This is a genomic window from Puerhibacterium sp. TATVAM-FAB25 (assembly GCF_046535855.1).
GTDB classification, from domain to species: domain Bacteria; phylum Actinomycetota; class Actinomycetes; order Actinomycetales; family Cellulomonadaceae; genus Puerhibacterium; species Puerhibacterium variabilis_A.
Genome location: NZ_JAXUAK010000002.1, coordinates 184,911 through 210,815, shown reverse-complemented (window position 1 = coordinate 210,815; position 25,905 = coordinate 184,911). Strand labels below are relative to the sequence as shown.

Here is a 25,905-nt window from a genome sequence, read left to right as displayed (position 1 = left end):
AGACGGCGGCGCGGCGGGGCGGCGCGGGCTCAGCGGCGGGCGGCGTCGGAGTGGCGGGCGACGAGGTCGCGCGCGGCCTCGACGTCGTCCGGCGACTTCACGGCCACCAGCTCCACGCCCTTGAGGGCGCGCTTGGCGAGGCCGGTGAGCACGCCGCCCGGGGCGAGCTCGAGGATCGCGGTGACGCCGCGCGCCGCGAGCGTCTCCGTGCACAGGTCCCAGCGCACCGGGGCGGTGACCTGCGCCGCCAGGCGGGCCAGGACGTCGGCCGCGGCGCCGTGGCCGTGCTCGCCCGGCTCGCGCGAGCCGTAGTCCGCGCCGTCGGCGTTCGACAGCAGCGGCAGGCGCGGGTCGGCGGCGGCCCACCCGGTGGCGACCGGCTCGAAGACCTCGCGCGCGGCGTCCATGAACGGCGTGTGGAAGGCGCCGGCCACCTGCAGCGGGATCACCCGCGCCCGGGCCGGCGGGTTCTCGGCCAGCTTGGCGAGGTCCTCCAGCGCGCCGGCGGCCACGGTCTGGCCGCTCGCGTTGACGTTGGCCGGCCACAGGCCCGCGGCCTCGATCGCGGCGTGCACCTCCGCCGGGTCGCCGCCGACGACGGCGCTCATGCCCGACGGCGCGGCCGCGGCCGCGTCCGCCATGGCGCGGGCGCGGCGCGAGACCAGGCCGACGGCACCGGCGTCGTCGAGGACGCCCGCGACGGCCGCGGCGGCGAGCTCGCCGACGGAGTGGCCGGCGGTCACGTCGACCACCGCGGCGGCGTCACGACCGTCGAGGATCGCGTGCAGCGACAGCAGCGACGAGGCGACGATGAGCGGCTGGGCGACCGCGGTGTCCCGGATGGTGTCGGCGTCCGACGTCGTGCCGTGGGCGACGAGGTCGGTGCCGGCGGCCTGGGACCAGGCGGCCAGGCTGTCCGCGACGCCGGGCAGGTCGAGCCAGGGCGCGAGCATCCCGGGGGTCTGAGAGCCCTGTCCAGGGCAGACGACGGCGAGCACGGGTCCACGGTGTCATGCCGCCCCGGCCCCGAGGCGTGGCGACCCGCACCATCCTCGATCGGGGCGGTTGTGGGAACCCGACAAGGCGCCGGTCAGCGACGGGACTCGAGCTGCCCCAGCGCCAGCGCCACCTGGAGCACGAACGACTCGCGCGCGTCGAGCGGGTCCCAGCCGGTGATCTCGGAGACCTTGCGCAGCCGGTAGCGCACGGTGTTGGGGTGGACGTACAGGCGACGGGCGGCGGCCTCGAGCGAGCGCCCGGTGCCGAGGTAGGCCGACAGGGTCTCCAGCACGGCGCCGGACGCCTCGCGCAGCGGCTCGTACGCCTGCGCCACCAGCGTGCGCCGCGCGCTCTCGTCGCCGGTGAGCACGCGCTCGGGCAGCAGGTCGTCGGCCATGACGGGCCGCGGCGCCTGCGGCCACGCGGGCGCCGCGGCGAGCCCGGCCAGGGCCGCCGCCGCGGAGCGGGAGGCCTCCGCCACGCTCGGCACGACGGCGCCGATCACCACGGGCCCGGGCCCGAACCGGCTGAGCAGGCCGGTCGCCGCCGCGACGAGGTCGCCCTCGCCGCCGAGCAGCAGCACCAGCCGGTCGCCGTGGATCCCGACGAGGGCGTCCCCGGCCGCGCGGCGCGCGACCCGGCGCAGGTCGGCCGTGCGCACGTCGTCCAGCCCCGTCGTCGCCCCGCCGACCACGACCAGCGCCTTGCCGCGCCCGCTCCAGCCCAGCGCCGACACGCGCGAGCGGACGGAGTCGTCGCCGTCGCCGCGCACCAGCGCGTCCACGACCAGGGCCTCCAGCCGCGCGTCCCACGCGCCGCGGACCTCCGCGGCGCGCGCGTAGACCTCCGCGGCGGAGAACGCCACCTCCCGCGAGTAGCGCAGCACGGCCTCGCGCAGCTCCCGCTCCGTGCCCGGCGCGGCGATCTGGTCGGAGTGCGTCTCGACGACGTCGACCACGATCCGCACCAGCTGCAGCGTGTGCTGCAGGGAGATCGACCGGGTCAGCTCCGGCGGCGCGGCGGCGAACATCTCGCCGACGCCGTGGGGCGGGGCCGAGGGGTCGGCGAACCACGAGACGAACGCCTTGATGCCGGTCTGGGCCACGAGCCCGACGTAGGAGCGGTCCTCGGCGGGCAGGTCGCGGTACCAGGCCAGCCGCTCGTCGAGGTGGCGCAGCGCCGCGGCGGCGAGGAAGCCGGTGCCCTCCCGGATGCGCTGGACGGTGGCGGCGTGGTCCTCGGCCCGCGGGCCGGCGGCGTCCGGGCTGCCCGGCGAGGCGCCCGCGGTGGCGGGCTCGGTGGAGGTCGGCACCCGACGAGGATACGTGCGCACGGCACCGGACGCCGTCGTCGGTTGTCGGGTGTCCACAAACCCCGCGGTCCCCACCGCGTCCGCGCGCCGGGGCGCGGGGGTGCCGCGGGGCCGCACGCCGCTCCTGCCGGGGTCCCGGCTTTGTGGTTATGGTCGGGGCATGGCTCTGATGCCCCGGCTCCGCGAGCTCCTCCGTCGGCCCTTCTCCGCCTCCACCGTGGGAGCGCGCCGGCCGACGTCGGCGGCCCAGCGGCGCGGGGACACCGTCCACGAGGACGCGCTGCGCGCGATGCTCGTCGACGACCCGAACGACGTGCGCGCCTTCCAGGCCCTGGCCGAGATCGTCCGGCGCCGGGCCGCGGAGCCGCCCAGCTACGAGGACCCGCTGACGGCCGCGGACGAGGAGACGGTCGCACAGCAGCGCGAGCGCGCGGCGGACCTCGCCGTCTGGTCGCTGGCCGAGGAGCTCGCCGGGCACCCGCGCGGCTGGTACCCGCTCCTCGAGCTGGGCCGCCTGTCGCTGCACTCCGACCCGGACGGCGCCGTGCGCCGCCTGGCCACCGCCGCCGAGCGCGACCCCGAGGGCCGTGCCCTCGCCGAGGGGCTCGAGATCCTGCGCGACGCCGCGATGCCGGTCGAGGCGCTCGGCCTCGGCGTCGGCCACTGGCGCGCCCGCGAGCACACCCCGGAGGTGGGGCGCCAGCTCGTGCTCGCCGCGCTCGAGGCCGACCGGCTGTTCGAGGCCAAGCAGCACCTGGCCAGCCTCGACATGTACCCCGACGCCGAGACCGTCGCGCAGATCAAGGCGGACCTGCGCCCGGTCGTGGAGGCGTACGAGGCGGGCGACGCCGCGGTGACCTCCTCGCCGTCCGACGCCGACCCGCGCCCGTAAGCACCGCTCCGGGCAGCACCGTTCCCGACGCCTGCGCCCGCGGCACGACGACGGCGGCCGGTCACCCCTCGCGGGGTGACCGGCCGCCGTCGTGCTGCGCGGGCCGTGTCAGGCCGTCGGCGCCACCGTCAGCTCTCGCCGCCGGCGTTGCCGGACGTGCCGGCCGTGACGTCGAGCAGGCGATACTTCTCGATCGCCTTGGCCACGACGTCGGCCGGGACCTCGCCGCGGCGGGCGAGCGCCTGCAGCGTCTTGACCACCATCGACGGGCCGTCGATGAGGAAGTGCCGGCGGGCGGCGGCGCGGGTGTCGGAGAACCCGAAGCCGTCGGCGCCCAGCACCTCGTAGTCGCCCGGGACCCACTTGCGGATCTGGTCGGGGACCAGGTGGTCGTAGTCGCTGGTGGCGACGAACGGACCCTGCGCGCCCGAGAGCCGCTCCGTGACGAAGGGCGTGCGCGCCGGGGCGGACGGGTCGACGAACGCCGCCTTCTCCGCGGCGAGCGCGTCGCGGCGCAGCTCGTTCCAGCTCGTGACCGACCAGACGTCGGCGGCCACGCCCCAGTCCTCCTTGAGGAGCTGCTGCGCCTCGAGCGCCCACGGCACGCCCACGCCGGAGGCGAGGAGCTGCGCCTTGGGGCCGTCGACGTCGGACGTCGCGATGCGGTGGATGCCGCGCAGGATGCCCTCGACGTCCACGTCCTCCGGCTCGGCCGGCTGGACCATCGGCTCGTTGTACACCGTGAGGTAGTACATGACGTTCTGGTCGCGCCCGTCGGAGCCGTCGCCGTACATGCGCTCGATGCCGTCGCGCACGATGTGGCGGATCTCGTAGCCGTAGGCCGGGTCGTACTGCACGAACGCGGCGTTGGTGCCGGCCAGCAGCGGGGAGTGGCCGTCGGCGTGCTGCAGGCCCTCACCCGTGAGGGTGGTGCGCCCGGCGGTCGCGCCGATGACGAAGCCGCGCGTCATCTGGTCGCCGGCGGCCCAGAACTGGTCGCCGGTCCGCTGGAACCCGAACATCGAGTAGAAGATGTAGACGGGCACCATCGGCTCGCCGTGCGTGGCGTACGCCGTGCCGACGGCCTGGAACGCGGCGGCGGAGCCGGCCTCGTTGATGCCGGTGTGCATGATCTGCCCGGACTCGGACTCCTTGTAGCTCAGCATCAGCTCGCGGTCGACCGCGAGGTAGTGCTGGCCCTGGGTGTTGAAGATCTTCGCGCTCGGGAAGATCGAGTCCAGGCCGAACGTGCGCGCCTCGTCCGGGATGATCGGCACGATGCGCTTGCCGAACTCCTTGTCCTTGATGAGGTCCTTGAGCAGGCGCACGAAGGCCATCGTCGAGGCGACCTCCTGGGTGCCCGACCCCTTCTTGAGCAGCTCGTAGGACTTCTCCTGCGGCAGCGTGAGTGCCTTGGAGGTGGTGCGGCGCTCGGGCACGAACCCGCCCAGGTTGCGGCGGCGCTCCAGCATGTACTCGATCGCCGGGTCGTCGGTGCCCGGGTGGAAGTACGGCGGCTGGTACGGGTCGGCGTCGATCTGCTCGTCGCTGATCGGGATGTGCAGCGAGTCGCGCAGGGCCTTGAGCTCGTCGGCCTTGAGCTTCTTCATCTGGTGGGTGGCGTTGCGCCCGGCGAAGCCGGAGCCCAGGCCGTAGCCCTTGACCGTCTGCGCGAGGATCACGGTCGGCTGGCCCTCGTGGGAGCGCGCCGCCGCGTACGCCGCGTAGATCTTGCGGTAGTCGTGGCCACCGCGCTTCATGTTCCAGATGTCCTCGTCGGTCATGTTCTCGACGAGCTTCTTGGTGCGCGGGTCGCGGCCGAAGAAGTGCTCGCGGATGAACGCGCCCGACTCCGCCCGGTAGGTCTGGTAGTCGCCGTCGGGCGTGGTGTTCATCAGGTTGACCAGCGCGCGGTCCTTGTCCGCGTTGAGCAGGGCGTCCCACTCGCGGCCCCAGATCACCTTGATGACGTTCCAGCCGGCGCCCTTGAACTGGGCCTCCAGCTCCTGGATGATCTGGCCGTTGCCGCGCACCGGGCCGTCGAGGCGCTGCAGGTTGCAGTTGACGACGAACGTCAGGTTGTCCAGCTTCTGGTGCGCCGCGAGCTGCAGCATGCCGCGCGACTCCGGCTCGTCCATCTCGCCGTCGCCGAGGAACGCCCAGACGTCCTGCTGGCTGGTGTCCTTGATGCCGCGGTTCTGCAGGTACTTGTTGGTCCACGCCTGGTAGATCGCCGACGCCGGGCCGAGGCCCATGGAGACGGTCGGGAACTCCCAGAAGTCCGGCATGAGGCGCGGGTGCGGGTACGACGGCAGGCCGCCGCCCGGGTGCGAGTGCTCCTGGCGGAACCCGTCGAGCTGGTCGGCGCTGAGCCGGCCCTCGAGGAACGCGCGGGCGTACATGCCGGGGGAGGAGTGGCCCTGGAAGTAGACCTGGTCGCCGCCGCCCGGGTGGCTCTTGCCGCGGAAGAAGTGGTTGAGGCCCACCTCGGTCAGCGTCGCGACCGACGCGTACGAGGAGATGTGCCCGCCGACGCCCAGGCCCGGGCGCTGCGCGCGCGTCACCATCACGGCGGCGTTCCAGCGGATCCACGAGCGGTACTTGCGCTCCAGGGACTCGTCGCCCGGGAAGAACGGCTCCTCGTGCACGCCGATGGTGTTGACGTACGGCGTGGCGAAGGAGGCCGGGATGTGCACGTTGCGCTCACGGGCGCGGCGCAGCAGGTTGAGCATGACGTAGCGGGCGCGAGGACCGCCCTTGTCGTCGATCAGGCCGTCGAGGGACTCGACCCACTCGGCCGTCTCGGCCGGGTCGATGTCGGGGACCGAGCTGAGCAGACCGTTGGTCAGCGGTCCGGTCTCGTCGTACGAAGCCACCAGCAACCTCTCTCTTGTCAGGTCGGGCCGGTGGGTCAGCACCGGGCCCGCCCTGTCGTCGTCCCGTGCGCGCAGGTTCCCCGCTGGCCCGGTGCCGGTCGCCGTGACCGTGTCCGTGCGGGTGCGCCGCGTCGCGCGCACAGGTGGTGATCCCACCTATTGTGTCCCCTCATCTTCCCGGGTCGCACCAGGCCGGGGTCAAGAGAGAGTGATGTGCGTCATGCGTCCGCCGGGCGGGCCGGAGCAGCCGCCGGCACGCCCCGGCGGCGGCGCGCCGGGGCGTGAGGGAGCGAAGTGAGGCACGACGGGCCGCCGTGGACTACGTTTGCGCACACGGGCGGCGCTCCGGAAGCCCTCCCGGGAGACTCGGACGAGCGAAGACGACGGAAGGAACGACGAACCACGTGGGACAGCAGACGGATCCCCTGGCGGCTCGCCTCGGGTTCGGGCCCGGCCAGGTGGTGCAGGAGTTCGGCTGGGGCGAGGACGTCGACGAGGGCCTGCGGGCCGCGATCGAGGACGTCGTCGGGTCCGAGCTCGTCGACGAGGACTACGACGACGTCACCGACGGCGTGATCGTGTGGTGGCGCGAGGGCGACGGTGACCTCACCGACATGCTGGTCGACGCCCTGACCGTGCTGGACGACGGCGGCCTCGTGTGGCTGCTGACGCCCAAGCCCGGCCGCGACGGCCACGTCGGCCACAACGAGATCCAGGAGGCCGCCACGACGGCGGGCCTGCACGCGATGACGACGTTCGCCGTCGCGTCGGACTGGTCGGCCACCAAGCTGGCCAACCGGGGGCGCGGGCGCTGAGCCACGGCCGGTGGGGCACGATGGGCGCATGACGCACGCGCCGGCCGTGGGCCTCGCCGCCGTCCCGGGGGCGGGCGACGCAGCCCCCGACTTCACGCTGCCCGACACGCACGGCACGCCCGTCCACCTGGGCGACCTGCGCGGCGAGGCGGTGCTCCTCGTGTTCTACCCGTTCGCCTTCTCCCGGGTGTGCACCGGCGAGCTGAGCGAGCTGCGCGACAACGTCGAGGACTTCGAGGGCGCCGGGGTGCGGCTGCTGGCCGTCTCGACCGACCCGGTCTTCACGCTCAAGGCGTGGCAGCAGCAGGAGGGCTTCGGCTTCGACCTGCTCAGCGACTTCTGGCCGCACGGCGAGGCCGCCCGCGCGTACGGCGTCTTCGACGAGACCACCGGGCACGCCCTGCGCGGCACGTTCTTGCTCGACGCCGACGGCGTGGTCCGGTGGAGCATCCTCAGCCCGCGCGGGAAGGCCCGCGACCTGCAGGCATACCGGGAGGCCGTCGCGCGGCTGTGACCCCGCGGACGGCGCACGGGGGAGCGGCCTGGACGCCGCGGCCGGGGCGCCCCTCGTGGCCGGTATCCTTGCCGTCCGCACTCACGCAGTGCACTGGGGCCTGTAGCTCAGCTGGTCAGAGCGCCACGCTTACACCGTGGATGTCGTCGGTTCGAACCCGGCCGGGCCCACCACCAGCGGATTTCTCCCGCTGACCTGCACATTTGCTGACCGGTGTCGAGGACACGCGGGGACGCAGAGACCCCGGGCGGTCACCCGTACCCCCGCCACGCCCCCCGCTGAACCTCGCAGGGGGCGTGGTTCTCGCGTCCCTACGTCGACCCGTCGATCGGCAGCCGCTACCTGGACGAGAGTGCAGGAGCCGGGCCTCGACGAGGCCCTGGCCGCCGGGGTGATCGCGGTCCGTATCCTGCAGCCTCAGATCCATGTCGGCAGGGGGCCTGATGTCCGCGGCGAGTTGGCCGGTCCAAACTGAGGGCGCCGGCAAGAGGTCGGGAAGGCGGCTTCGCAGCCTTCTGATGCCCGCGCTGGTTGTCGCAGCTGTGATCGGCGCCGTCGTCCTGAGCGTCCTTGCGTGGCGGATGGTGGATGAGGGAGCGATGCCCGAGGTCGCCCAAGTCCCCCTGCCCGCGAGTGCCACGGTGATGGCCACCGGCAAGCAGTGCGGGTCCGGAGGCTGCTGGAGGACGATCTCGGTCGCGGCGCCCTCGTCGTCGACCGCTGAGGCGCTGGCCGAGGCGATGGGTCGGTCTGCAGACCAGGGGGAGCGATGCGTGTTCCGGGTCCCCGAGTTCAGAGAAGTGTGCTGGTCGGTGAAGGTGGAGTCGGAACGCAGCGTCGCTCTGGAAGCCTGGTACGGCGATATCTTCGGATAGCCAGGACAAGTACAAGGAGGGCGTCCGGTGCCCTCACCGGATCCCCCCCGGGCGTGTGGGGCTTGGCATCGACAGGACCGTCGAGCGCGACGTCCGGTGGCGCCGATATTCGCGCACGTAGGGTGACCGCATGGTCGTCGTGCTGATGGCGCTGATCGGTATCGGCCTCGGGGCAGGCTTCGTCGCCGCACACCCGCACCGGAAGAGCCCCACCGGCAGACTCCTGGCCGCTGGCAGCGTCATGGTCCTAGCCCTCGTCATCTACTGGCTGAGCGCTGGCGACGCCGACGCGACGTCCAGGGTCCCGGCTCTGTTCGCCGGCTTCTGCATCACGGCAGCAGTGGGCTCCCTGCTGCCGATGCGGTCCCGGCGGGGTGAGCCGGTTGAGCCAGTGGAGACGACGACCGAGCAGCCCTGAGCAACGGACAGCGCTCCCATCTGCGCCGGTGGAGGCAGGTCAGGGTCGCTTTCAGCGACGACACCGTGGATGTCGTCGGTTCGGACCCGGCCGGGCCCACCGCCAGCGGTTGTCTGCCGCTGACCTGCACGTTTGCTGACGGGTGTCGAGGACGCGCGGGGACGCGGACACCCAGAAATAGCCCCTCGTGGCCCCGCCCAGGCCCCGCCAGTGCCCCGCCAGCGCCCCGCGGGCATCCTGGGGGGCGCCGTCCCACGAGGGTCGCGACTTGCCCTCAGTTCAGGCACCTCGACCGGAGCCGGCGCGGACTGCCGCTCCGCCTCGGCAGGCTCAAAGCAGACGCGTAGCCGACCTTGCCCGTGCAAGGAGCTGGGTATGGATGCTGTAGGGTCGAGGTTCGCGCTCTGGTCGTGGAACAACGTATCCGCGACGTTTCGGTCCCAGCATCGGAGCTAGGCCACGCGCCGGGCAGCAGAAGCTGCCATCAGACGATCTCCGCGCCCCAGAGCGCGGAGCGAGAGCAGAGAACATCACTTCTTCCATCATCGAACGTCCCGAGGCCGCAGCCGCGGCCGAGGGAACACCTCAACCGAGCGTCGTGCTGCGCCGCGCCGACGACGACCTGTGGGTCGCGACGTCGAACGGCGAGTACGCCGGGCTGGTCACCCAGCATCCCGACGGTTTCCAGGTCCACGACCGCTACACGCGACCCCTCAGGATCGTTGCCGCGCTCGACCACGCGACCTGGCTCCTCGCCGCTTCGCGCGGCAAGGACGGCTCCGCGCGGGCAAAGCCCCACACACCACTGCGCCTCACCAGGCGCAGCCCCCGGACCCGCGCACGTGGGCCGATCGCACCGACGAAAGAAGACATCATGGCTACCGGTACTGTGAAGTGGTTCAACGCCGAGAAGGGCTTCGGGTTCATCGCGCCCTCCGACGGCACCGCCGACGTGTTCGCCCACTACAGCGAGATCGCGGCCACCGGCTTCCGCTCGCTGGAGGAGAACCAGAGCGTGGCCTACGACGTCGCCCAGGGTCCCAAGGGCCCGCAGGCGACGAACATCCGCGCACTGTGACCTGATGCCGTCGACGCACACCGCGCCGACGGCATGACAGGCGAAGGGCCACGCAACCCGTTGCGTGGCCCTTCGACGTCTGCAGGCACCGGGCCGGTGCCTGTGCCAGCCGGCCTGCGACGGCCTCGGTGCGCAGGGTGTCGGCGTGCCGCTCTGACTGGCATGGCATGCATCCGGGATCAGCGGTTCGGCCCGGGTCATCGGCCTGACGCTGGCAAGGGACCAGAACCTCTCGGTCAGCGGCCCAGTCGGTCCCGGCGCCCGGTGCCTGCTTGCCAGCCGCGGTGGCGTCGAAGCAGAGTGTTCGCTTCCCGCCGCGACGCAACCCATCGCCACGGCGCGGCACTGGATGACGGCGCAGGCGCGTGCGCGCGGCGAACCCGCACGCACTGTCGCGGCGGTGGAGCTGGTGACGAGTGAGCTGATGTCCAACGCCGGTCAGGAGGGCGGACCGTTCACCGGCCGCGACGCCGCTCCACCGGCGCTGCTCGGGGGCGCCGGGCGGGCTAGGGCGCGCAGCGCGAGCGTCGCCCCGACCACGACGAGCGGCAGGGCCACGTGCACCCAGGGGAAGAGCACGCCTGACGACGCGACGACGGTGACGCTCCCGAGAGCGCCGACGGTGGCGCGCAGGGGAGGCCACCGGCGGGCGCGCACGCCGGCGACGACCGTGACCACGACGGCCACCGTCAGCACGCCCATCGCGGACCACGCGGTCGTCGACTCCCCGATCCAGCCGGGCCGGTACGCCTCGAAGTCGGCGTGGTCGCCGCGGGCGTAGGCGAGGTCCTCGAGCCGGAAGGTGTCGCGCCAGGCGAGCGCGTTCTCGGTCGTCGCCCACGTCGCGGCCGCCACCGCCACGACGAGCGCGGTCGTCCCCGTCGCGACCCACCGCTCGTGCCTGGTGTCCATGGGGACGTCCCTTCGTCGCCGGTCGGCGCCATCGTCGCACCGCCAGCGGTCCCGGCTGCGCCGTGCCGCCCGTGTGGCGCTGCGCAGTGGCGGCGCGGCGTCTGCCACACTCCGGGCCCAGGCGGCGCGCACGCGCGTGCTCGGGACCGTCCTGGTCGCCGTAGGCCGCCGTCGTGCTGATCGGCGTGCTGCGGCAGGGACACCGGGCTGCGCGAGGAGATCGCCGGGACGACGACGTCGACACGCCGGGACGGCGTGGACCGCCTCGAGGGGACGGACGACCACGCGTTCGTCTTCGTCGGCCCGCTGGCCGCCGTGGTCCTCCCCGAGCGCGACGGGCGCGCCGCCCGGGCGCTCGAGGAGATCAGGGCGCGCGCGGGCGGGGCTCCCCCATCGGACCGCGCGACGCCGCCGTGACCGCTGCGTGCGGATCGGCGGGTCCGTAGGCTGCCGGGAACCGACGAAGGAGACCAGATGTCACGCGTGCTGATCATCGGTGGCCACGGCAAGGTCGCGTTGCGCCTCGCGCCCCTCCTGGTGGAGCGGGGCGACGAGGTGACCGGGGTGTTCCGCAACCCCGACCACGAGGCGGAGGTGGCCGCCACGGGCGCGACGCCCGTGGTCGCGGACGTCCAGGAGCTGGACGTCGACGGGCTCGCCGAGCTGCTCCGCGGCCACGACGCCGTCGTGTGGTCGGCGGGCGCGGGCGGGGGCAGCCCCGAGCGGACGTTCGCGATCGACCGGGACGCCGCGATCCGGTCCATGGACGCCGCGACGGCGGCGGGCGTGCGCCGTTACGTCATGGTGTCGTACCTCGGGGCCCGGCCGGACCACGGGGTCCCGGAGTCGCACTCGTTCTTCCCCTACGCGGAGTCGAAGGCGGCCGCGGACGAGCACCTGCGGGCCTCCGGCCTGGACTACACGATCCTCGGCCCCGGCCGCCTCACGCTGGACGAGCCGACCGGCAGCATCGAGGTCGACCCGGGCGGTGACGGCGAGGTGACCCGCGCGGACGTCGCCGCGGTGATCGCCGCGGTGCTGGCCGACCCGTCGACGGTCGGGCGCACGATCGAGTTCGGCAACGGCGGCACGCCGATCGCCGAGGCGGTCGCCGGCTAGGCGAGCGTCCCCGGCGAGCGGCGCGGACCGCGCCGGCTCGCCCCGCTGACCGTCACCGTGCGCGGGCGACGGTCAGCAGGGCGACGCACCCGAGCGCCGCGGCGACCGCGAGGATCAGGAAGATCGTCCCGGCGTCGACGGTGAAGTTCAGGACGAGGAACACGACGGCCAGGACGGCGAGGAGGATGGCGAGCGGTCGGTTCTTCACGGTGCCTCCTTCGCTGGAGACGAGACCTCCAGCGTTCCGCGTCGAGAGCCACGGGTCAATGCAGCGTGTCGACGGGGACCGCGGTGCCGTGTCCCTCGCGGCCGGCTACTTGGCCGACGCGGGGTCGCGGTCGCCGATGTGCCCGGGGGCGTTTGCCGCGAGGACGCGCTGGACGAACGCGCAGTACTCGTCCATGTAGTGCCGCAGGAAGTTCGCCGTCCCCTCGTTCCGCACCTCGCCGTCGTCGCCGAACGCCTCGGGGTCGAACTGGATGTACGCCTCCGGGGCGTTGAGCTGCGGGGCGTCGAGGAAGCTCAGGACGGCGCGCATCGACGACTGCATCACCGCGGTGCCGATGCCGCCCACCGAGGCGCCGATGATCCCGGTGGGCTTGCGGGCGAAGGAGTTGGATCCCCAGGGGCGCGAGCCCCAGTCGATGGCGTTCTTCAGGGCGCCCGGGATGGACCTGTTGTACTCGGGCGAGACGAACAGGATCCCGTCGGAGGCCTCGACGCCCTCCTTGAACGCCCGGGCCTCGGGCGGGAAGTCGTCGTCGTAGTCCCAGCTGTACAGCGGCAGGTTCCCGATGGGGATCTCGGTGAACTCGAGGTCCTCGGGGGCGAGCCGGACGAGCGCCTTGGACAGCGTGCGGTTGATCGAGCCCTTGGCGAGGCTGCCCACGAGGTAGCCGATCTGGTAGGTCATGGTGTCTCCCGTGCCTCGCGCCGCCGACCCCGCGTCGGCGGGCCTCTTCCACGGTGCGCGGGCGGCGAGCGACTGGCGAGCGGGGGCGAGGGGCCGCGGCGTCAGCGAGGCTCGCCCAGCGTCGTGACCTCCGTGGCCAGCGCGCGGCGCGACCGCCGCAGCGCCAGCACGATGGCGCCGGCCACGAAGTAGTCCTGGTTGCTGCTGCGGCCGCGCGTCTCGCGCACGGCGTCGTGGAACGCGTCGGTGGCCTCGGCCAGGGCGGTGAGCGCCTCCGGGTCGGTGCCGTCGGAGTCGAGCGAGCGCACGGCCGCGGCGAGCGCCGTGAGCGCTCGGGCCGCCGGGGGCCGCAGCGGCGGGCCGAGGGCGACCTCGTCGAGCTCGCGGTTCTCCCACTCCGCGACGAGGCGCGTGGTGTCGTCGACGACGGCGGCGAGCGTGTGCAGCAGCCCGCCGCGGCGCACCTGCGAGGTCGTCCAGTCCCGGTAGCGACGGGCCCTGCGGTTGGCCCGCACGGCCTCCTTGCTCCGGCTGACCGCCTCCTGTGCTTGCGCCAGGGTCGGCTCGACCTCGCGACGGCGCTGCGCCCACTCGTCCTGCGACGGCAGCTCGTCGGCGCCCAGCCCGTCCGCCAGCGCCTCCAGCTGCTCGGCGAGCACGTCCCGCAGCCGGTCGAGCACCAGCTCCGACGGCGTGAGCGGCAGCGGCGGGAAGGCGAAGTTCACGGCGACCCCCACGAGCGCGCCGGCCACCACGAGGCCCGCGTAGGCGCCCACGTAGGACGCAGGGTCGCCGGCGCCGAGGATGAGGACGAACAGCGCCGAGGTGACGGCCCAGCTGCCCATGCTGCCCAGCCGACGCCACCCGGAGGCGAGCAGCGCGATGCCGACGGCGATCGCGATCGCCGGCGCCCCGGGGTCGAGCACGAGGTCGACGCCCCGGGCGATCGCGGCGCCGATCAGGATCGCGCCGATCGCCTGCACCGACTCCCGTGCCGATCGGGACAGCGTGCCCGTCGTGGCCACCACGGCGCCCATCGGCGCGTAGTAGGGGTACTCCGAGAAGGGTGCCGGCGCGAGCAGCCCCAGGAACCAGGCGAGCGCCGCCGCCGTGGCTCCTTTCGCGGCCATCGCCCAGGAGGGGTGCAGCACCCACTGGCGGTACGCGCGCTCGGTCAGGCGGCCGGCGCGCGACCGGCGGGCCTCCTGGGTCACGCGTGCCAGTCGTCCCCCCACGCCCGCCACCGTACGAGCCTGCGCGCGGTCGCGCGTCCCGGCGCTGGTCACGGCGTCGGGCGGCGCTGCGACGGGACGTGGGTGGCAGGGGGAAGGATGGGCGCGTGCACCTCGTCCTCGCCCGCGCGCCCGGCGCGTCCTCCCGCGCCGCGCCCGTGCGCGTCCTGCGCGTGCCCGACGACGGAGGCGCGGCGCAGGAGCGGCGGGTGCCCGGGGACGGGTTGGCCGCCGTCGTCCGCGGCCTCGAGGAGGGCGCCGGCGCCGGTGCTGGGCCGGGTGCCGGGTCCGGCGTGGTGCCGGTCCCGCCGCCGCGGTGGACCTGGGACGACACGAACCGGTGGTACCCGGCGCTGCTCGCGGACGGCGTCCGCGTGGAGCGCGGGCACGACCTGCGGCTCGCCCACGCCGTCCTGCGGCGCTCGCCGCTGGCCGCGGCCTCGCGCCTGGCCGCGGCGCCCGCGGGCCCGTGGGACGCGCTCGAGCCGGCGTCGCCCACGGCCCCGGCGGCCGCCGGCGCGGACGCGCTGTTCGACCTCGGCACCCTCACGGCGGGCGCCGCGGCCGCGGCGGACCTCGACCCGGCGGCCGAGCTCGCCGCCCAGCAGGCCGCCGTGGCCGGGAGCGCGGACCCCGGCCGCCTGCGGCTGCTGCTCGCCGCGGAGTCCGCCGGCGCCCTGGTGGCCGCCGAGATGCACCACGCCGGGCTGCCGTGGCGTGCGGACCTGCACGACGCGATCCTCACCGAGCGGCTCGGCCCCCGGCCGCCCGAGGGCCACCGCCCCGTGCGGCTGGAGGCGCTGGCGGACCGTGTCCGCGCGGCCCTCGACGCCCCGGCGAGCCTCAACCCGGACTCGCACCCGGACCTGCTCAAGGCCATGCAGTACGCCGGCGTCGGTGCCCGCAGCCTGCGCAAGTGGGAGCTCGAGCGGCTCGACCACCCGGTGATCGCGCCGCTGCTGGAGTACAAGAGGCTGCAGCGGCTGCTCAGCGCCAACGGCTGGCACTGGCTGGACACCTGGGTGCGCGACGGCCGGTTCCGCACGGAGTACCTGGTCGGCGGCGTCGTGACCGGGCGCTGGTCCAGCGTCGGCGGCGGGGCGCTGCAGCTGCCCAAGGACGTGCGCCGCGCCGTCGTGGCCGACCCCGGGTGGACCCTGGTCGTGGCCGACGTCGCGCAGCTCGAGCCGCGCGTGCTCGCCGCGATGAGCCACGACGAGGCGATGGCGGCGGCCGGGACGGCGCCGGGTGGCGCGGGCATCGCGGACGGCGCCGCGACGGGCGGGGCCGACATGTACGCCGGCATCGTGGCGACCGGCGTCGTGCCCACCCGCGAGCTGGCCAAGGTGGGCATGCTCGGCGCGATGTACGGCGGGACGACGGGCGTCAGCGCCCAGGTGCTGCCGCGCCTGGCCGCGGCGTTCCCACGGGCCATCGCGCTGGTCGAGGACGCCGCCCGCGCCGGCGAGCGCGGCGAGGTGGTGTCCACCTGGCTCGGGCGCGGGTCGCCGCGGCCCGGCGAGGAGTGGGACCGGGCGCAGGCCGGCGCCTACGCCGCCGACGCGGGCGGGACCGACGCGCCGGCCGGCGGGGAGGCCGACGCCGCGGCGCGGGCGCGGTCCGTGACGCGGTCGTGGGGCCGGTTCACCCGGAACTTCGTGGTGCAGGGCACCGCCGCGGAGTGGGCGCTCGCGTGGCTGGCGTCCGCGCGGCGCCGGCTGTGGGCGCTGGGGGAGTCCGGCGGCCCCGCCGGCGCGGCGCCGGCGCCGTTCGACCGGCGGCCGCACCTGGTGTTCTTCCTGCACGACGAGGTGGTGGTGCACGCCCCCGAGGGCTGGGCCGACGCCGTCGCCGAGGCGCTGCGCGAGGCCGCCGCCGAGGCGGGGCGGCTGCTGTTCGGCGACTTCCCCGTCGCCTTCCCGCTCACGGTCGCGACCGTGCGCAGCTACGCCGACGCGAAGTAGCCCGTCCGCTCGGAGCGCGGGCCTTGTACGACATCACGTGATTGCGTAATGTCGGTCCGGTGAGCGACGAGTCGGGAGCCCCGGTCGAGGAGGGCGGTCTGGCGGCGCGCGTCGCCGCGCTGGAGGCGGCCGTCGAGCGGCTGCTGACGGCGCTGCCGGGTGCGGCGTCCCCGGACGCGGCATCACTGGGCGCGTCGCCGGACGCACCGCGACCGCGCCTGGGCCGGGTGGTCGTGCCGCAGGGACAGGGCCAGGGACAGGGCCAGGGCCAGGGACAGGGACAGGGCCAGGGCCAGGGCGACGCGGCGGCCGCGGTGCCGTCCGACCTGTTCTGGGCGCTCGAGGGCGTGCGGGAGCGGGTGGCCGCGCCCGGCGCCGTCATGATCGTCGGCGACGTGACGCTGCCGGACGGGCGCACGGCGGGCTGGCAGCTGGGGGCCGCCACCGCCGACCTCCTCGACGACGACTGGGACGTGGTCGCCGAGGCGCTCGCGGCGCTCGGCCACCCGGTGCGGCTGCGCCTCGTGCGCGAGGTCCTGCGCGGCGTCGGCACCGCGCGCGAGCTCAGCGAGCTCGAGGGCATGGGCACGACCGGGCAGGTCTACCACCACCTGCGGCTGCTCGTGGCGGGCGGGTGGCTCCGCGTGCGGGGCGGCGGCCGCTACGAGGTGCCGGCCGAGCGCGTCGTGCCGCTGATGACGACGGTCCTGGGAGGGCGACGATGAGCGAGCCGGCGACCACCCCCACGCGGGCGGAACCGAGGAGCGGGCTGCGGCGCCAGGTGGTGCGCGCCGGGACGTGGCTCCTGCGCGCCTTCGCCCTCTGGATCCTCCTGCAGCCGGTGCTCGACGTGCCGCGCGCGCTGTTCTGGCTCGTCGTCGTGCTCCTGCTGGTGCCGGCGACGGCGTGCACCGCGCTCGCCCCGCGCCCGCCGGAGCGCGCCCCGGTGGAGGTGGACGTGCCGGTGCGCGGCACCTGGGTGGCCCTCAACAGCCCCGGGTCCCGGGTCCCCGCCCACGGCACGCGCGCCTACGGTCAGGCCTACGCCATCGACGTCCTCGTGCCGGCGGCGCTGGAGCCCGCGGACGCCGAGCACGGCAGGCCGCGCTTCGGCTGGGGCGTCGGCGCCCGGCCGCAGGAGTTCCCGGCGTTCGGCGCGCCCGTGCACGCGGCCGCCGCCGGCACGGTGGTCGCCACCGGGGCCGGCCAGCGCGACCACCGGGCCCGCAACACCTGGGCCGGCCTTCCCTACCTGACAGTCGAGGGGTTCGTGCGGGAGGTCGGCGGCGTGCGGTTCGTCCTCGGCAACCACGTCGTCGTCGACCAGGGGGACGGGGTGTGGGCGGTCTACGCGCACCTGCGCCGCGGGTCGGTCGCGGTGCGTCCGGGCGACGCCGTCGGGGCCGGGCAGCGGCTCGGTGAGGTGGGCAGCAGCGGCAACACGTCCGAGCCCCACCTGCACTTCCAGCTCATGGACCGCCCTGCCCTGGTCGAGGCCGCGGGCGTGCCGTTCCGCTGGCGCGGCGCCGAGACCGACCACGGCGTCGTCGCGCCGCGGTACGGGCTGCCGCGCGACGGTGAGGGTGCCCCCGGGCTGCCCGGCAACGGGCAGGTGTTCCACGCTGGGCCGCGCTGAGGCGCCGGCGCCCGGTCGTGGGTCGGCGGGCCCGAGCCGACACTGGGGGAGCCGGACGGGCCGCGCCCGGACGTCGGCCCGTCCCCGGTCCGGAGGGAGAGCGACGTGCGTACCTACCAGGTCGGCTACTTCGTCGGCAGCCTCTCGTCGACGTCGATCAACCGGGTCCTCAGCCGGGCGCTGATCCGCCTGGCGCCCCAGGACATGGAGTTCACCGAGATCCCGATCGGCGGGCTGCCGCTGTACAGCCCCGACTTCGACGCGGCGTACCCGCCCGAGGCGACGGCGCTCAAGGCGGCGGTCGCGCGCTCCGACGCCCTGCTGTTCGTCACGCCCGAGTACAACCGCTCCATCCCCGGCGCCCTGAAGAACGCCATCGACTGGGCGTCCCGCCCGTGGGGCGAGAACTCGTTCGACCACGTGCCGGCCGCGGTGATCGGCGCGTCGATCGGACAGATCGGGACGGCGGTGGCGCAGCAGAGCCTGCGGGCCGTGCTCAGCTACTGCAACGCCCGGCAGATGACCGCGCCGGAGGCGTACGTCCACTACCGGCCCGAGGTGTTCGAGGACGACGGCGAGGTCACCGACGACTCGACCGCGGCCTTCCTCGCCGGCTTCATGCAGGAGTTCCGCACGCACGTCGAGCGGGTGCTCACCGTGCTGCCGCGAGGCTGAGCATCGGGTCCGAGCCCCGGGCCGAGCCCCGGGCCGAGCACCGGGCCGAGCACCGGGCCGAGCACCGGGCCGAGCACTAGGGTCGGGCGCATGGCAGCCCCCGCCCAGCCCACCGCCCCCGACGCCGCCGGACCCGCCGCCGGACCCGCCGCCGGACCCGGCGTCGCCCGCCTCGGCGACGTCGTCGCCGTGCTCGAGGACCTCTACCCGCCGTCGACCGCCGAGGGGTGGGACGCCGTCGGCCTGGTGGCCGGCGACCCCGCCGCGCCCGTGCGCAAGGTGCTCCTCGCCGTCGACCCCGTGGCCGCCGTCGTCGACGAGGCGATCGAGTGGGGCGCGGACCTCGTGGTGACGCACCACCCGCTGTTCCTGCGCGGCGTGCACTCGGTGGCCGCCACCACCTTCAAGGGCTCGGTGGTGCACCGGCTGCTCGCGGCCGGCTGCGGGCTGTACTGCGCGCACACCAACGCCGACGCCGCGCCGCGCGGCGTCGCGGACGCGCTCGCGGACCTGCTCGGCATCGTCGACCGGGCACCGCTCGTGGCGCCTGGCGGTCCGGGCGGAGCGGGGCCGGACGGCGGCGCGGACGCCGTGCGGGGCATCGGGCGCGTCGGGCGCCTGGCCGAGCCGGTCACGCTCGGCGCGTTCGCGGAGCGGGTCGCCGCCGCGCTGCCTGCCACGGCGCAGGGGGTGCGGGTCGCCGGCGACGTCGCGGCGCCCGTGACCACCGCGGCCGTGGTCGGTGGTTCGGGGGACTCGCTGTTCGACGCGGTGCGCGCGGCCGCCGTCGACGTCTACGTCACCGCCGACCTGCGCCACCACCCGGCCTCGGAGCTGCGCGAGCGGGCGGAGTTCGAGGCGTCCGCGCAGCACCGCGCCGCCGGCACCCCGTTCCTGGTCGACGTGGCGCACTTCGCGTCGGAGTGGCCGTGGCTGGCGTACGCCGCCGAGGACGTGGCCGCGGGCGTGTCCCGGCTGCTCGCCGCGCGCGGCGCGGACGGTACGGTGACCACCAGGATCAGCACGCTCGTCAGCGACCCGTGGACCGCGCGGGTCGCCAGCCCCGGCCGCTGACGCCGCGGCGCACCCGGCGCCCGCGGCGCAGGCCGGTCCGCACTCACGGAAGGACCCACGGTGACCACTGCACCGCCCGAGGACCAGCTCCGGCTCCTGGAGGTCCAGGCGCTGGACACCCGCGCCCAGCAGCTCGCCCACCAGCGCAGGACGCACCCGGCGCTCGCCCGGATCGCCGAGCTGGAGAAGCAGATGGCCGACCTGCACGGGTCCCTCGTCGACTCCCGCACCGCCGTCTCGGACCTCGAGCGCGAGGTCGCGAAGGCCGAGGCCGACGTGGAGCAGGTGCGCGCCCGCGCCGCGAGGGACCAGCAGCGGCTGGACAACGGCGCGCTCGGCGCCCGGGACGCCCAGGCCGTCTCCAGCGAGCTGGAGTCGCTCGCGCGCCGCAAGGCCGTCCTCGAGGACGCCGAGATCGAGGTGATGGAGCGGCTCGAGGCGCACCAGGACTCGCTGGCCAAGGTCGAGGCCGCGTACGCCGAGCTCGAGGCCGCGCGCCGCGCGGCCGAGGAGGAGCGGGACGCCGCCTGGGCGCAGATCGACGCGGCCGCGCAGGCCGTGGCGGGCGAGCGCGCCTCCGCCTCCGAGGGTCTCGACGCCGGCCTGCTGGCGCTGTACGACCGGCTGCGGGGCCAGCTCGGCGGCCTCGGCGCCGCCGCGCTGCGCGGCAGCCGCTGCGAGGGCTGCCGCCTCGAGCTCAACCCCGGCGACCTCGCCGCCGCGCGCGGCGCCGCGCCGGAGCAGGTGGTGCGCTGCGAGGAGTGCGGCCGCATCCTCGTGCGCGTGCCCGAGACCTCCGCCGCCTGATGGCGCGCGTCCTCGTCGTCGAGGCGGACGGCGGATCCCGCGGCAACCCCGGGCCGGCCGGCTACGGCGCGCTCGTGCGCGACGGCGTCGAGGGCCGCGTCCTGGCCGAGCGGGCCGGGTACCTCGGCGTGAGCACCAACAACGTCGCGGAGTACACGGGCCTGCTCGAGGGGCTGCGCGCCGCCGCGGCGATCGACCCGGCGGCCGACGTCCAGGTGCGGATGGACTCCAAGCTCGTCGTGGAGCAGATGAGCGGGCGCTGGCAGGTCAAGCACGAGGCGCTGCGTGCCATCGCCCGCCAGGCCGCCGCGCTGCTGCCCGCCGACCAGGTGACGTACACCTGGGTCCCGCGCGCCGAGAACGCCGCCGCCGACCGCCTGGCGAACGAGGCCATGGACACCGGGTCGACCATCGCGCGCGACTTCCCGGCCGGGGCGGCCCACGGGCACCCGGCCGTCGCGGGCGGGGCCGAGGACGACGAGGCCGGCGCCGCGCCGGGGCGCGACACCCATGTGCGCCCGTCGGGCTCGATCGCGCGCTACGACGGCGCCGAGGCGCTGACCGTCGTGCTGGTGCGGCACGGGCAGACGCCGCTGACGGTCGCCGGCGGCTACTCCGGCGGCGGCGTGCCGGGCCCGTCGCTCACCACGCACGGGCAGGTCCAGGCCGCGCGCGCCGCCGACGCCGTGCACCGCGTGGGCAAGGACCTGTGGCCGGACCTGCCGCGCGCCACCGAGGTGGTCGCCTCGCCGATGGTCCGCACCCAGGAGACCGCCGCGGCGATCGGCCGCCGCCTGGGCGTGCCGGTGCGCACCGACGCCCGGTTCCGCGAGTGCGAGTTCGGCGAGTGGGAGTCGCTGACGGCGGTCGAGATCGAGCAGCGCTGGCCGGGCGAGCTGGCGCGGTGGCACGCCGACGGCGGCACGCCCGCGCCGGGCGGCGAGTCGTACGCGGACGTCGGCGCGCGGGTCCGGGCCGGGCTCGAGGACCTGCTCGCCGGCGGCGGCGGGCGCACCGTCGTCGTCGTGGGGCACGCGATCGTCGTGCGCACCGCGGTGGGCCAGGCGGCCGGCGCACCGCCATCACGCTGGTACCGGCTGCGCGTGCCGCCGTGCTCGCTGTCGATCGTGCGGCTGTGGCCGGACGGCGCCGCCGAGGTGACGACGTCGGGCTTCCCGACGGGGGACTGACCTCGGCACCGGCACCGGCACGGCCGCCGGGCGCCGCGGGGCGGTCAGCCGACGACGAGCTCGAGCGTCCGCGGGCCGGTGCGGCCGGTGGCGGCGTGCAGCGTCGCCTCCAGCACGCGGTAGCTCAGCCCGCTGCCCACCTCCGTGCCGACCACCTCGCCGACGAGCTCCTCGGCGGCCTTGAGCAGCTCGGCCGCGCTGGTGGGCTCGCCCGCGCGGCGCAGCAGGTGGCCGGTGAGCACGCCGCGGGTGTGCTTGGCGTTGTGCGAGACCACGGACCGCCTGCCGTCCGCCTCGCGCACCACCCGCACGGTGACCCAGTCGGCGGCGCGGTCGCCCGAGGTGCGCGGCTTCCACGCCGCGAGGTAGGCGGCCGAGCGGCAGTCCACGACGACGTCGCCCGCGGCGCGCGCGTCCAGCGCCGCGGCCAGCGGCGCGCGCCAGGCGGTCGCCAGCTTCCCGACGCCCGGCAGGTCGACGCCCATCGAGAGCCGGTAGGCGGGCACGCGGTCGCCCGGCGCGACGACGCCCCACAGGCCCGAGACGACCCGCACCGTGCGAGCGGCGCGGGCGGCGGCGTCGTCGGGCAGAGCGGCGAGACCCGCGGCCGCGTACAGCACGCCGGTGTAGACGCGCGACGCCGGCGCGGCGGGCTCGGCGCGCAGGCGGGTGTTGCGGGCGATCTCCTCGCCGAGCGACGCGCCCACGGCGAGCACCTGCGCGGCGTCGGGCCGGGCGCTGACGGCCGCGAGCGCCTCGAGGACGGCCGTGCGCCGCGCGGTGAGCGCGTCGGCAGCGGTCAGGGCCGCAAGGTCCACCGGGGCGGCGTCGGCGGGCGCGGGCGTCTTGCCCTCGGAGGGCGGCAGGAGCAGGAGCACCGGACCAGGGTAGGCGCCGCGCGACGCCGCCCCGGACGCCCCCGGGGCCGCTCCCAGGGGCCGCGCGGCGGCGCCCCGGACGCGCCCTCAGCCGCGCCGGGGGCGGCGGGGGAGCGCGAACACCAGGGCGAAGGCCGCGACGGAGAACGCCGCGCTCACCGCCATCGCCATCGCGGCGGCGTGCCCGAAGCCCGCCGCCAGGTCGGCGGGGCTGCCCGAGGCGACCGTGAGCGAGCCGAACAGGACGGAGCCGATGACGGCGATGCCGGCCGCCGACCCGATCCGCTGCGCGGTCCCGATGACGCCGGCGGCGGCCCCGGCCTCCTCGGGGTCGACCGTGGCGACGATGAACTGCTGGTTCGGGGCGATGAACATCCCCGAGCCGAGCCCGGCCACCGCCAGGGAGGGCAGCAGCGTCCAGTGCGTCAGCGAGGGGGGGTCCAGCACGGCGAGCAGCAGCCACAGCGAGACCAGCCCGGCGGCGACCATGCCCGCGCCGAGCACCAGCACGCCGCGGCCGAGCCGCTCGGCCAGCCGCGCCGACTGCGCCGCGCTGACGATGCTGCCCAGGGCGAAGGGGATGGACACCAGGCCCGACTCGAGCGCGCTGTGCCCGAGGCCGGTCTGCCACAGGATCGAGATGGTGAAGAAGATCGACGTGAACGCGGCGAAGTAGACGAGGGCGAGCACGACGCCGCCGGTGAAGGCGCGGTGGCTGAACAGGCGGGGCGGCACGAGCGGGCTCACGCGGCCGCGGCGAGCCACGCCCACCTCGAAGGCGCCGAACGCGGCGAGCAGTGCCGCGCCGCCGGCGAGGGAGAGCCAGGTCCACGGCGGCCAGCCCGAGCCCTCGCCCTGGATGAGCGGCACGAGCAGCGCCACGAGCGCGGCCGTGAGCAGCACGAGCCCGCCGAGGTCCGTGCCGCCGGGCGCCTGCGCGCCGGCCTGTTCGCCGGCCCGCGCGCCGGCCTGTTCGCCGGCCTGCGGGCCGGCGGGGCGGCGGGCGGCGCCGCGGGGCAGGAGCAGCAGCGCGCCCAGCACGGCGAGCGCGCCGAACGGCAGGTTCACGTAGAAGATGGAGCGCCACGCGTCGTCGCTCGCGCCCTGCTCGATGAGCACGCCGCCCACGAGCGGCCCCGCCGCCGAGGCGACGCCGATGACGGCGCCCAGCGCGCCGAAGGCCCGGCCGCGGTCGCGGCCGGTGAAGAGCACCTGGATGGTGGCGCCGACGGCGGGGAAGAAGATGCCGCCGCACAGGCCCTGGGCCACGCGGGCCACGACGAGCTCCGTGGGGCCGCCCGCCTGGGCGCACCACCAGGAGGCGAGGGTGAAGCCGGCGATGCCCGCGAGGTACACCCAGCGGTGGCCGACGCGGTCGCCGACGCGCCCGGCCGGGATGAGCGCGAGGCCGTAGGCGAGGGCGTAGCCGGAGATGATCCACTGCAGCGTGGCCTCGGGGGCCTGCAGCGACGACCGGATCGTCGGCAGCGCGACGTTGACGATGGTGGTGTCGAGCAGGGCGATGGCCGCGCCGAGCATCAGGACGGCGACGGCGGCCCAGCGGCGGTGCGGCGAGAGGTCGGTGGCGGTCGGGTGCGGCGCGGTCACCGCGGGGCGGGCGTGGGGCACGCTCCTCAGCATGGCAGCGCCCGGCGGCACCGGCGCGCCCGCCCGGCCGGTAGACTCGGCGGCGCGGACGAGTCGGTCGGACGGTCGCGTCGCCAGGGTCTCCGGGCCCCGGTGCCGAGGAACGTCCGGGCTCCGAAGGGCGAGGTGGTGGCTAACGGCCACCCGGGGTGACCCGCGGGACAGTGCCACAGAGAGCAGACCGCCTCCCTGCCCGGCCCACGGGCCGAGCGGGGCGGTAAGGGTGAAACGGTGGTGCAAGAGACCACCAGCGCACCTGGTGACAGGTGCGGCTAGGTAAACCCCACCTGGAGCAAGGTCAGACAGGGAGCGTTCGAGGGCGGCCCGCCCGAGCTCCCGGGTAGACCGCTCGAGGCCTGCGGCGACGCAGGCCCTAGATGGATGACCGTCACCCGCGCCGGGGCAACCGGGCGCGGGCACAGAACCCGGCGTACAGACCGGCTCGTCCGCACCCTCGCTCGCCCCGAGGACCGACTTTCACGGGGCAACCGTTGAAGGGGAAACCAAGGGTCAAGGACCTTCCCGCGCGGCGCAATGTCGGTGTACCGTTCAGGACCAGGCGACGAAGCCGTCGCCAAGCTCCAGGGGTCCGGTACCAAGAATCGGTGCCGGTCGCACGCCGGAGCACAGGGAGAAGAGCGACATGACTCTCACGAGCGCGAGGACGGGCGGCATCGAGCTGGAGCCCAGGGCGGGCGTCAGCGTGGTGTCGATGTGGGGCGACATCGACGCGGCCCTGCGGGCCGAGGCGAGCACGGCACTGGCCGGCGCCTTCGAGCGGGACGTCCCGGTGGTGGTTGACGCGTCCCGGGTGACGTTCATCGACTCCGCCGGGGTGGCCTTCCTCGTCCAGCTGTGCGCCATCGGGCGCGACGAGGGGCTCCAGGTCTCGCTGCGCAACCCGCCCGCCGTGGTCGCCGACGTGCTGCGGATGGTGGGCGTCGACGACGTCATCGTCGACGGCGAGTCGTCGGCCGCGCCGCGCGCGCTCTGAGCGCCCCGGCCTGACCGGGGGTCGCGCGGGCCCTACTTCTTGGCGTGCTTCTTGTCCTTGTGGTGGCCCGCGACGGAGGCGGCCATCGCGGCCGCGCCCACGATGCCGGCCTTGTTGCGCAGCTTGGCGGGGATGATCGGCGCCCGCAGGTCCAGCAGCGGCAGGAACTGCTCGTGGTGCTTGCTCACGCCGCCGCCCACGACGATCAGCTCGGGGGACAGCAGCATCTCGACGGTCTCGAAGTAGCGCTGCAGGCGCTTGGCCCACTGCGTGAAGTCGAGGTTCTCGCGCTCGCGGGCGGAGTCCGCCGCCTTGCTCTCGGCGTCGTGCCCGTCGATCTCGAGGTGGCCGAGCTCGGTGTTGGGCACCAGGACGCCGTCGACGAGGAGCGCCGAGCCGATGCCCGTGCCCAGGGTGGCGAGCAGGACGACGCCGTCCTTGCCCTTCGCCGCGCCGTACCGCTGCTCGCCGACGCCCGCGGCGTCGGCGTCGTTGATCGCCGTCACCGACCGGCCCGTCGCGGCGTTGAGCGCGGCGGGCAGGTCCACGCCCTTCCACGACGGGTGCAGGTTCGCGATGAACCGCACGACGCCGTGGTCGAGCGGTGCCGGGAACGCCACGCCGACGGGGACGTCCTTGGGCAGGTCGAACGACTCCACGAGCTCGGCGACCACGCGGGTCACGGCGTCGGGGGTCGACTCCTCGGGGGTCGGGATGCGGACGCGGTCGGCGGCGAGCTCTCCGGTCTCGAGGTCCACGGGCGCACCCTTGATCCCCGAGCCGCCGATGTCGATGCCGAACGCCAGGTCATGCTTCGCCATGTGCTCATCCTGCGGCAGGATCGGTGCATGAGCGAGGAGAACGCCGCAGGCGGCACCCAGTACTGGTACAACACCCGCACCGGGCAGGTCGAGGAGGGACACTTCTCGAGCTGGTCCCACCTCATGGGCCCGTACGCCACGCGCGAGGAGGCGCAGGCGGCGCTCGACAAGGCGCGCGCCCGCACCGAGGCGTGGGACCGCGACGACGAGAAGTGGCGGCGCTGAGGCGCCGTCGCCGGCCCGCGCGGGTGCTCGCCGGCCCGC

The 25,905-nt window shown here is 75.3% G+C and carries 27 protein-coding genes, 1 tRNA gene and 1 other RNA gene; 19 read left to right on the top strand and 10 right to left on the bottom strand.

Annotation, left to right across the window (positions count from 1 at the left end):
• Positions 1–29: 29 nt before the first annotated feature.
• Together U5M74_RS03285 and U5M74_RS03280 are read right to left on the bottom strand one after the other, a co-directional pair.
• Positions 30–998 (bottom strand): ACP S-malonyltransferase, encoded by a 969-nt coding sequence (locus U5M74_RS03285; protein ID WP_410906119.1) that lies wholly within the window; start codon positions 996–998, stop codon positions 30–32.
• A 92-nt stretch (positions 999–1,090) separates the two neighbouring features.
• A complete protein-coding gene (locus tag U5M74_RS03280; RefSeq protein ID WP_410906117.1) occupies positions 1,091–2,311 on the bottom strand; it encodes a PucR family transcriptional regulator in 1,221 nt (406 codons plus the stop codon).
• A 160-nt stretch (positions 2,312–2,471) separates the two neighbouring features.
• Between U5M74_RS03280 and U5M74_RS03275 the strand changes: the two genes are divergently transcribed.
• Positions 2,472–3,203, top strand: a complete 732-nt coding sequence (locus tag U5M74_RS03275) for a hypothetical protein (RefSeq protein WP_410906115.1) — start codon at positions 2,472–2,474, stop codon at positions 3,201–3,203.
• Between the two features lie 128 nt (positions 3,204–3,331).
• On the opposite strand, the gene aceE is transcribed toward U5M74_RS03275, so the two are convergent.
• Positions 3,332–6,079 carry a pyruvate dehydrogenase (acetyl-transferring), homodimeric type gene (gene aceE, locus U5M74_RS03270; RefSeq protein WP_410906113.1) on the bottom strand — a complete coding sequence of 916 codons (2,748 nt, stop codon included), beginning with the start codon at positions 6,077–6,079 and terminating at the stop codon, positions 3,332–3,334.
• A 404-nt stretch (positions 6,080–6,483) separates the two neighbouring features.
• Here aceE and U5M74_RS03265 point away from each other — a divergent pair, with 404 nt between their 5' ends.
• The 6 genes from U5M74_RS03265 to U5M74_RS03240 all read left to right on the top strand — a co-directional run bounded on the left by U5M74_RS03265 (position 6,484) and on the right by U5M74_RS03240 (position 9,779).
• Entirely contained in the window at positions 6,484–6,894 is a 411-nt protein-coding gene (locus U5M74_RS03265; RefSeq protein WP_410906111.1) for a DUF3052 domain-containing protein, read from the top strand.
• A gap of 28 nt (positions 6,895–6,922) precedes the next feature.
• On the top strand, positions 6,923–7,408 hold the full coding sequence (locus tag U5M74_RS03260; protein WP_410906109.1) for a peroxiredoxin: 486 nt from the start codon (positions 6,923–6,925) through the stop codon (positions 7,406–7,408).
• Between the two features lie 96 nt (positions 7,409–7,504).
• A tRNA-Val gene (locus U5M74_RS03255) sits at positions 7,505–7,581 on the top strand.
• 345 nt (positions 7,582–7,926) lie between these two features.
• A complete protein-coding gene (locus U5M74_RS03250; RefSeq protein ID WP_410906107.1) occupies positions 7,927–8,283 on the top strand; it encodes a hypothetical protein in 357 nt (118 codons plus the stop codon).
• 130 nt (positions 8,284–8,413) lie between these two features.
• A complete protein-coding gene (locus U5M74_RS03245) occupies positions 8,414–8,701 on the top strand; it encodes a hypothetical protein (RefSeq protein ID WP_410906105.1) in 288 nt (95 codons plus the stop codon).
• A gap of 874 nt (positions 8,702–9,575) precedes the next feature.
• Entirely contained in the window at positions 9,576–9,779 is a 204-nt protein-coding gene (locus tag U5M74_RS03240; protein WP_069982467.1) for a cold-shock protein, read from the top strand.
• Positions 9,780–10,217: 438 nt separating this feature from the next.
• On the opposite strand, the gene U5M74_RS03235 is transcribed toward U5M74_RS03240, so the two are convergent.
• Positions 10,218–10,691, bottom strand: a complete 474-nt coding sequence (locus U5M74_RS03235; RefSeq protein ID WP_410906103.1) for a hypothetical protein — start codon at positions 10,689–10,691, stop codon at positions 10,218–10,220.
• A 255-nt stretch (positions 10,692–10,946) separates the two neighbouring features.
• On the opposite strand from U5M74_RS03235, the gene U5M74_RS03230 reads away from it, so the two are divergent.
• A complete protein-coding gene (locus U5M74_RS03230; RefSeq protein ID WP_410906101.1) occupies positions 10,947–11,108 on the top strand; it encodes a hypothetical protein in 162 nt (53 codons plus the stop codon).
• 57 nt (positions 11,109–11,165) lie between these two features.
• A complete protein-coding gene (locus tag U5M74_RS03225; RefSeq protein WP_410906099.1) occupies positions 11,166–11,810 on the top strand; it encodes an SDR family oxidoreductase in 645 nt (214 codons plus the stop codon).
• A 52-nt stretch (positions 11,811–11,862) separates the two neighbouring features.
• On the opposite strand, the gene U5M74_RS03220 is transcribed toward U5M74_RS03225, so the two are convergent.
• The 3 genes from U5M74_RS03220 to U5M74_RS03210 form a co-directional block, all read right to left on the bottom strand.
• Complete coding sequence (locus tag U5M74_RS03220; protein ID WP_410906097.1) at positions 11,863–12,018, bottom strand: hypothetical protein; 156 nt, start codon at positions 12,016–12,018, stop codon at positions 11,863–11,865.
• Between the two features lie 105 nt (positions 12,019–12,123).
• Positions 12,124–12,723 (bottom strand): NADPH-dependent FMN reductase, encoded by a 600-nt coding sequence (locus tag U5M74_RS03215; RefSeq protein WP_410906095.1) that lies wholly within the window; start codon positions 12,721–12,723, stop codon positions 12,124–12,126.
• 101 nt (positions 12,724–12,824) lie between these two features.
• Complete coding sequence (locus tag U5M74_RS03210) at positions 12,825–13,958, bottom strand: FUSC family protein (RefSeq protein WP_410906093.1); 1,134 nt, start codon at positions 13,956–13,958, stop codon at positions 12,825–12,827.
• Between the two features lie 104 nt (positions 13,959–14,062).
• On the opposite strand from U5M74_RS03210, the gene U5M74_RS03205 reads away from it, so the two are divergent.
• The 7 genes from U5M74_RS03205 (at position 14,063) to U5M74_RS03175 (ending at position 21,301) form a co-directional block, all read left to right on the top strand.
• Entirely contained in the window at positions 14,063–15,919 is a 1,857-nt protein-coding gene (locus U5M74_RS03205; RefSeq protein WP_410906091.1) for a bifunctional 3'-5' exonuclease/DNA polymerase, read from the top strand.
• 59 nt (positions 15,920–15,978) lie between these two features.
• On the top strand, positions 15,979–16,644 hold the full coding sequence (locus U5M74_RS03200) for an ArsR/SmtB family transcription factor (RefSeq protein WP_410906089.1): 666 nt from the start codon (positions 15,979–15,981) through the stop codon (positions 16,642–16,644).
• Positions 16,641–17,555 carry a M23 family metallopeptidase gene (locus U5M74_RS03195; RefSeq protein ID WP_410906087.1) on the top strand — a complete coding sequence of 305 codons (915 nt, stop codon included), beginning with the start codon at positions 16,641–16,643 and terminating at the stop codon, positions 17,553–17,555. The genes U5M74_RS03200 and U5M74_RS03195 overlap by 4 nt, the downstream gene beginning before the upstream one ends.
• Positions 17,556–17,660: 105 nt before the next feature.
• Positions 17,661–18,230, top strand: coding sequence for an NADPH-dependent FMN reductase (locus U5M74_RS03190; protein ID WP_410906085.1), 570 nt, complete (start codon positions 17,661–17,663; stop codon positions 18,228–18,230).
• Positions 18,231–18,320: 90 nt separating this feature from the next.
• Positions 18,321–19,304, top strand: a complete 984-nt coding sequence (locus U5M74_RS03185; RefSeq protein ID WP_410906084.1) for a Nif3-like dinuclear metal center hexameric protein — start codon at positions 18,321–18,323, stop codon at positions 19,302–19,304.
• Positions 19,305–19,364: 60 nt separating this feature from the next.
• Positions 19,365–20,111: a zinc ribbon domain-containing protein gene (locus U5M74_RS03180; RefSeq protein WP_410906082.1), complete on the top strand. Its 747-nt coding sequence runs from the start codon at positions 19,365–19,367 to the stop codon at positions 20,109–20,111.
• Entirely contained in the window at positions 20,111–21,301 is a 1,191-nt protein-coding gene (locus tag U5M74_RS03175; RefSeq protein ID WP_410906081.1) for a bifunctional RNase H/acid phosphatase, read from the top strand. The genes U5M74_RS03180 and U5M74_RS03175 overlap by 1 nt, the downstream gene beginning before the upstream one ends.
• Positions 21,302–21,345: 44 nt before the next feature.
• On the opposite strand, the gene U5M74_RS03170 is transcribed toward U5M74_RS03175, so the two are convergent.
• Together U5M74_RS03170 and U5M74_RS03165 are read right to left on the bottom strand one after the other, a co-directional pair.
• Positions 21,346–22,179: a YaaA family protein gene (locus U5M74_RS03170; RefSeq protein ID WP_410906080.1), complete on the bottom strand. Its 834-nt coding sequence runs from the start codon at positions 22,177–22,179 to the stop codon at positions 21,346–21,348.
• Between the two features lie 87 nt (positions 22,180–22,266).
• Positions 22,267–23,808, bottom strand: coding sequence for an MFS transporter (locus tag U5M74_RS03165; RefSeq protein WP_410906078.1), 1,542 nt, complete (start codon positions 23,806–23,808; stop codon positions 22,267–22,269).
• Positions 23,809–23,876: 68 nt separating this feature from the next.
• Between U5M74_RS03165 and rnpB the strand changes: the two genes are divergently transcribed.
• Together rnpB and U5M74_RS03155 are read left to right on the top strand one after the other, a co-directional pair.
• An RNA gene (gene rnpB, locus U5M74_RS03160) (RNase P RNA component class A) lies at positions 23,877–24,275 on the top strand.
• A 194-nt stretch (positions 24,276–24,469) separates the two neighbouring features.
• Positions 24,470–24,820, top strand: coding sequence for an STAS domain-containing protein (locus tag U5M74_RS03155; RefSeq protein ID WP_410906076.1), 351 nt, complete (start codon positions 24,470–24,472; stop codon positions 24,818–24,820).
• Positions 24,821–24,852: 32 nt separating this feature from the next.
• Here the strand turns inward: U5M74_RS03155 and ppgK are convergent, their stop codons facing one another.
• Positions 24,853–25,641: a polyphosphate--glucose phosphotransferase gene (gene ppgK / locus U5M74_RS03150; RefSeq protein ID WP_410906075.1), complete on the bottom strand. Its 789-nt coding sequence runs from the start codon at positions 25,639–25,641 to the stop codon at positions 24,853–24,855.
• A gap of 27 nt (positions 25,642–25,668) precedes the next feature.
• On the opposite strand from ppgK, the gene U5M74_RS03145 reads away from it, so the two are divergent.
• Positions 25,669–25,866, top strand: a complete 198-nt coding sequence (locus U5M74_RS03145; RefSeq protein WP_069984142.1) for a hypothetical protein — start codon at positions 25,669–25,671, stop codon at positions 25,864–25,866.
• The last annotated feature ends 39 nt before the right edge of the window (positions 25,867–25,905 follow it).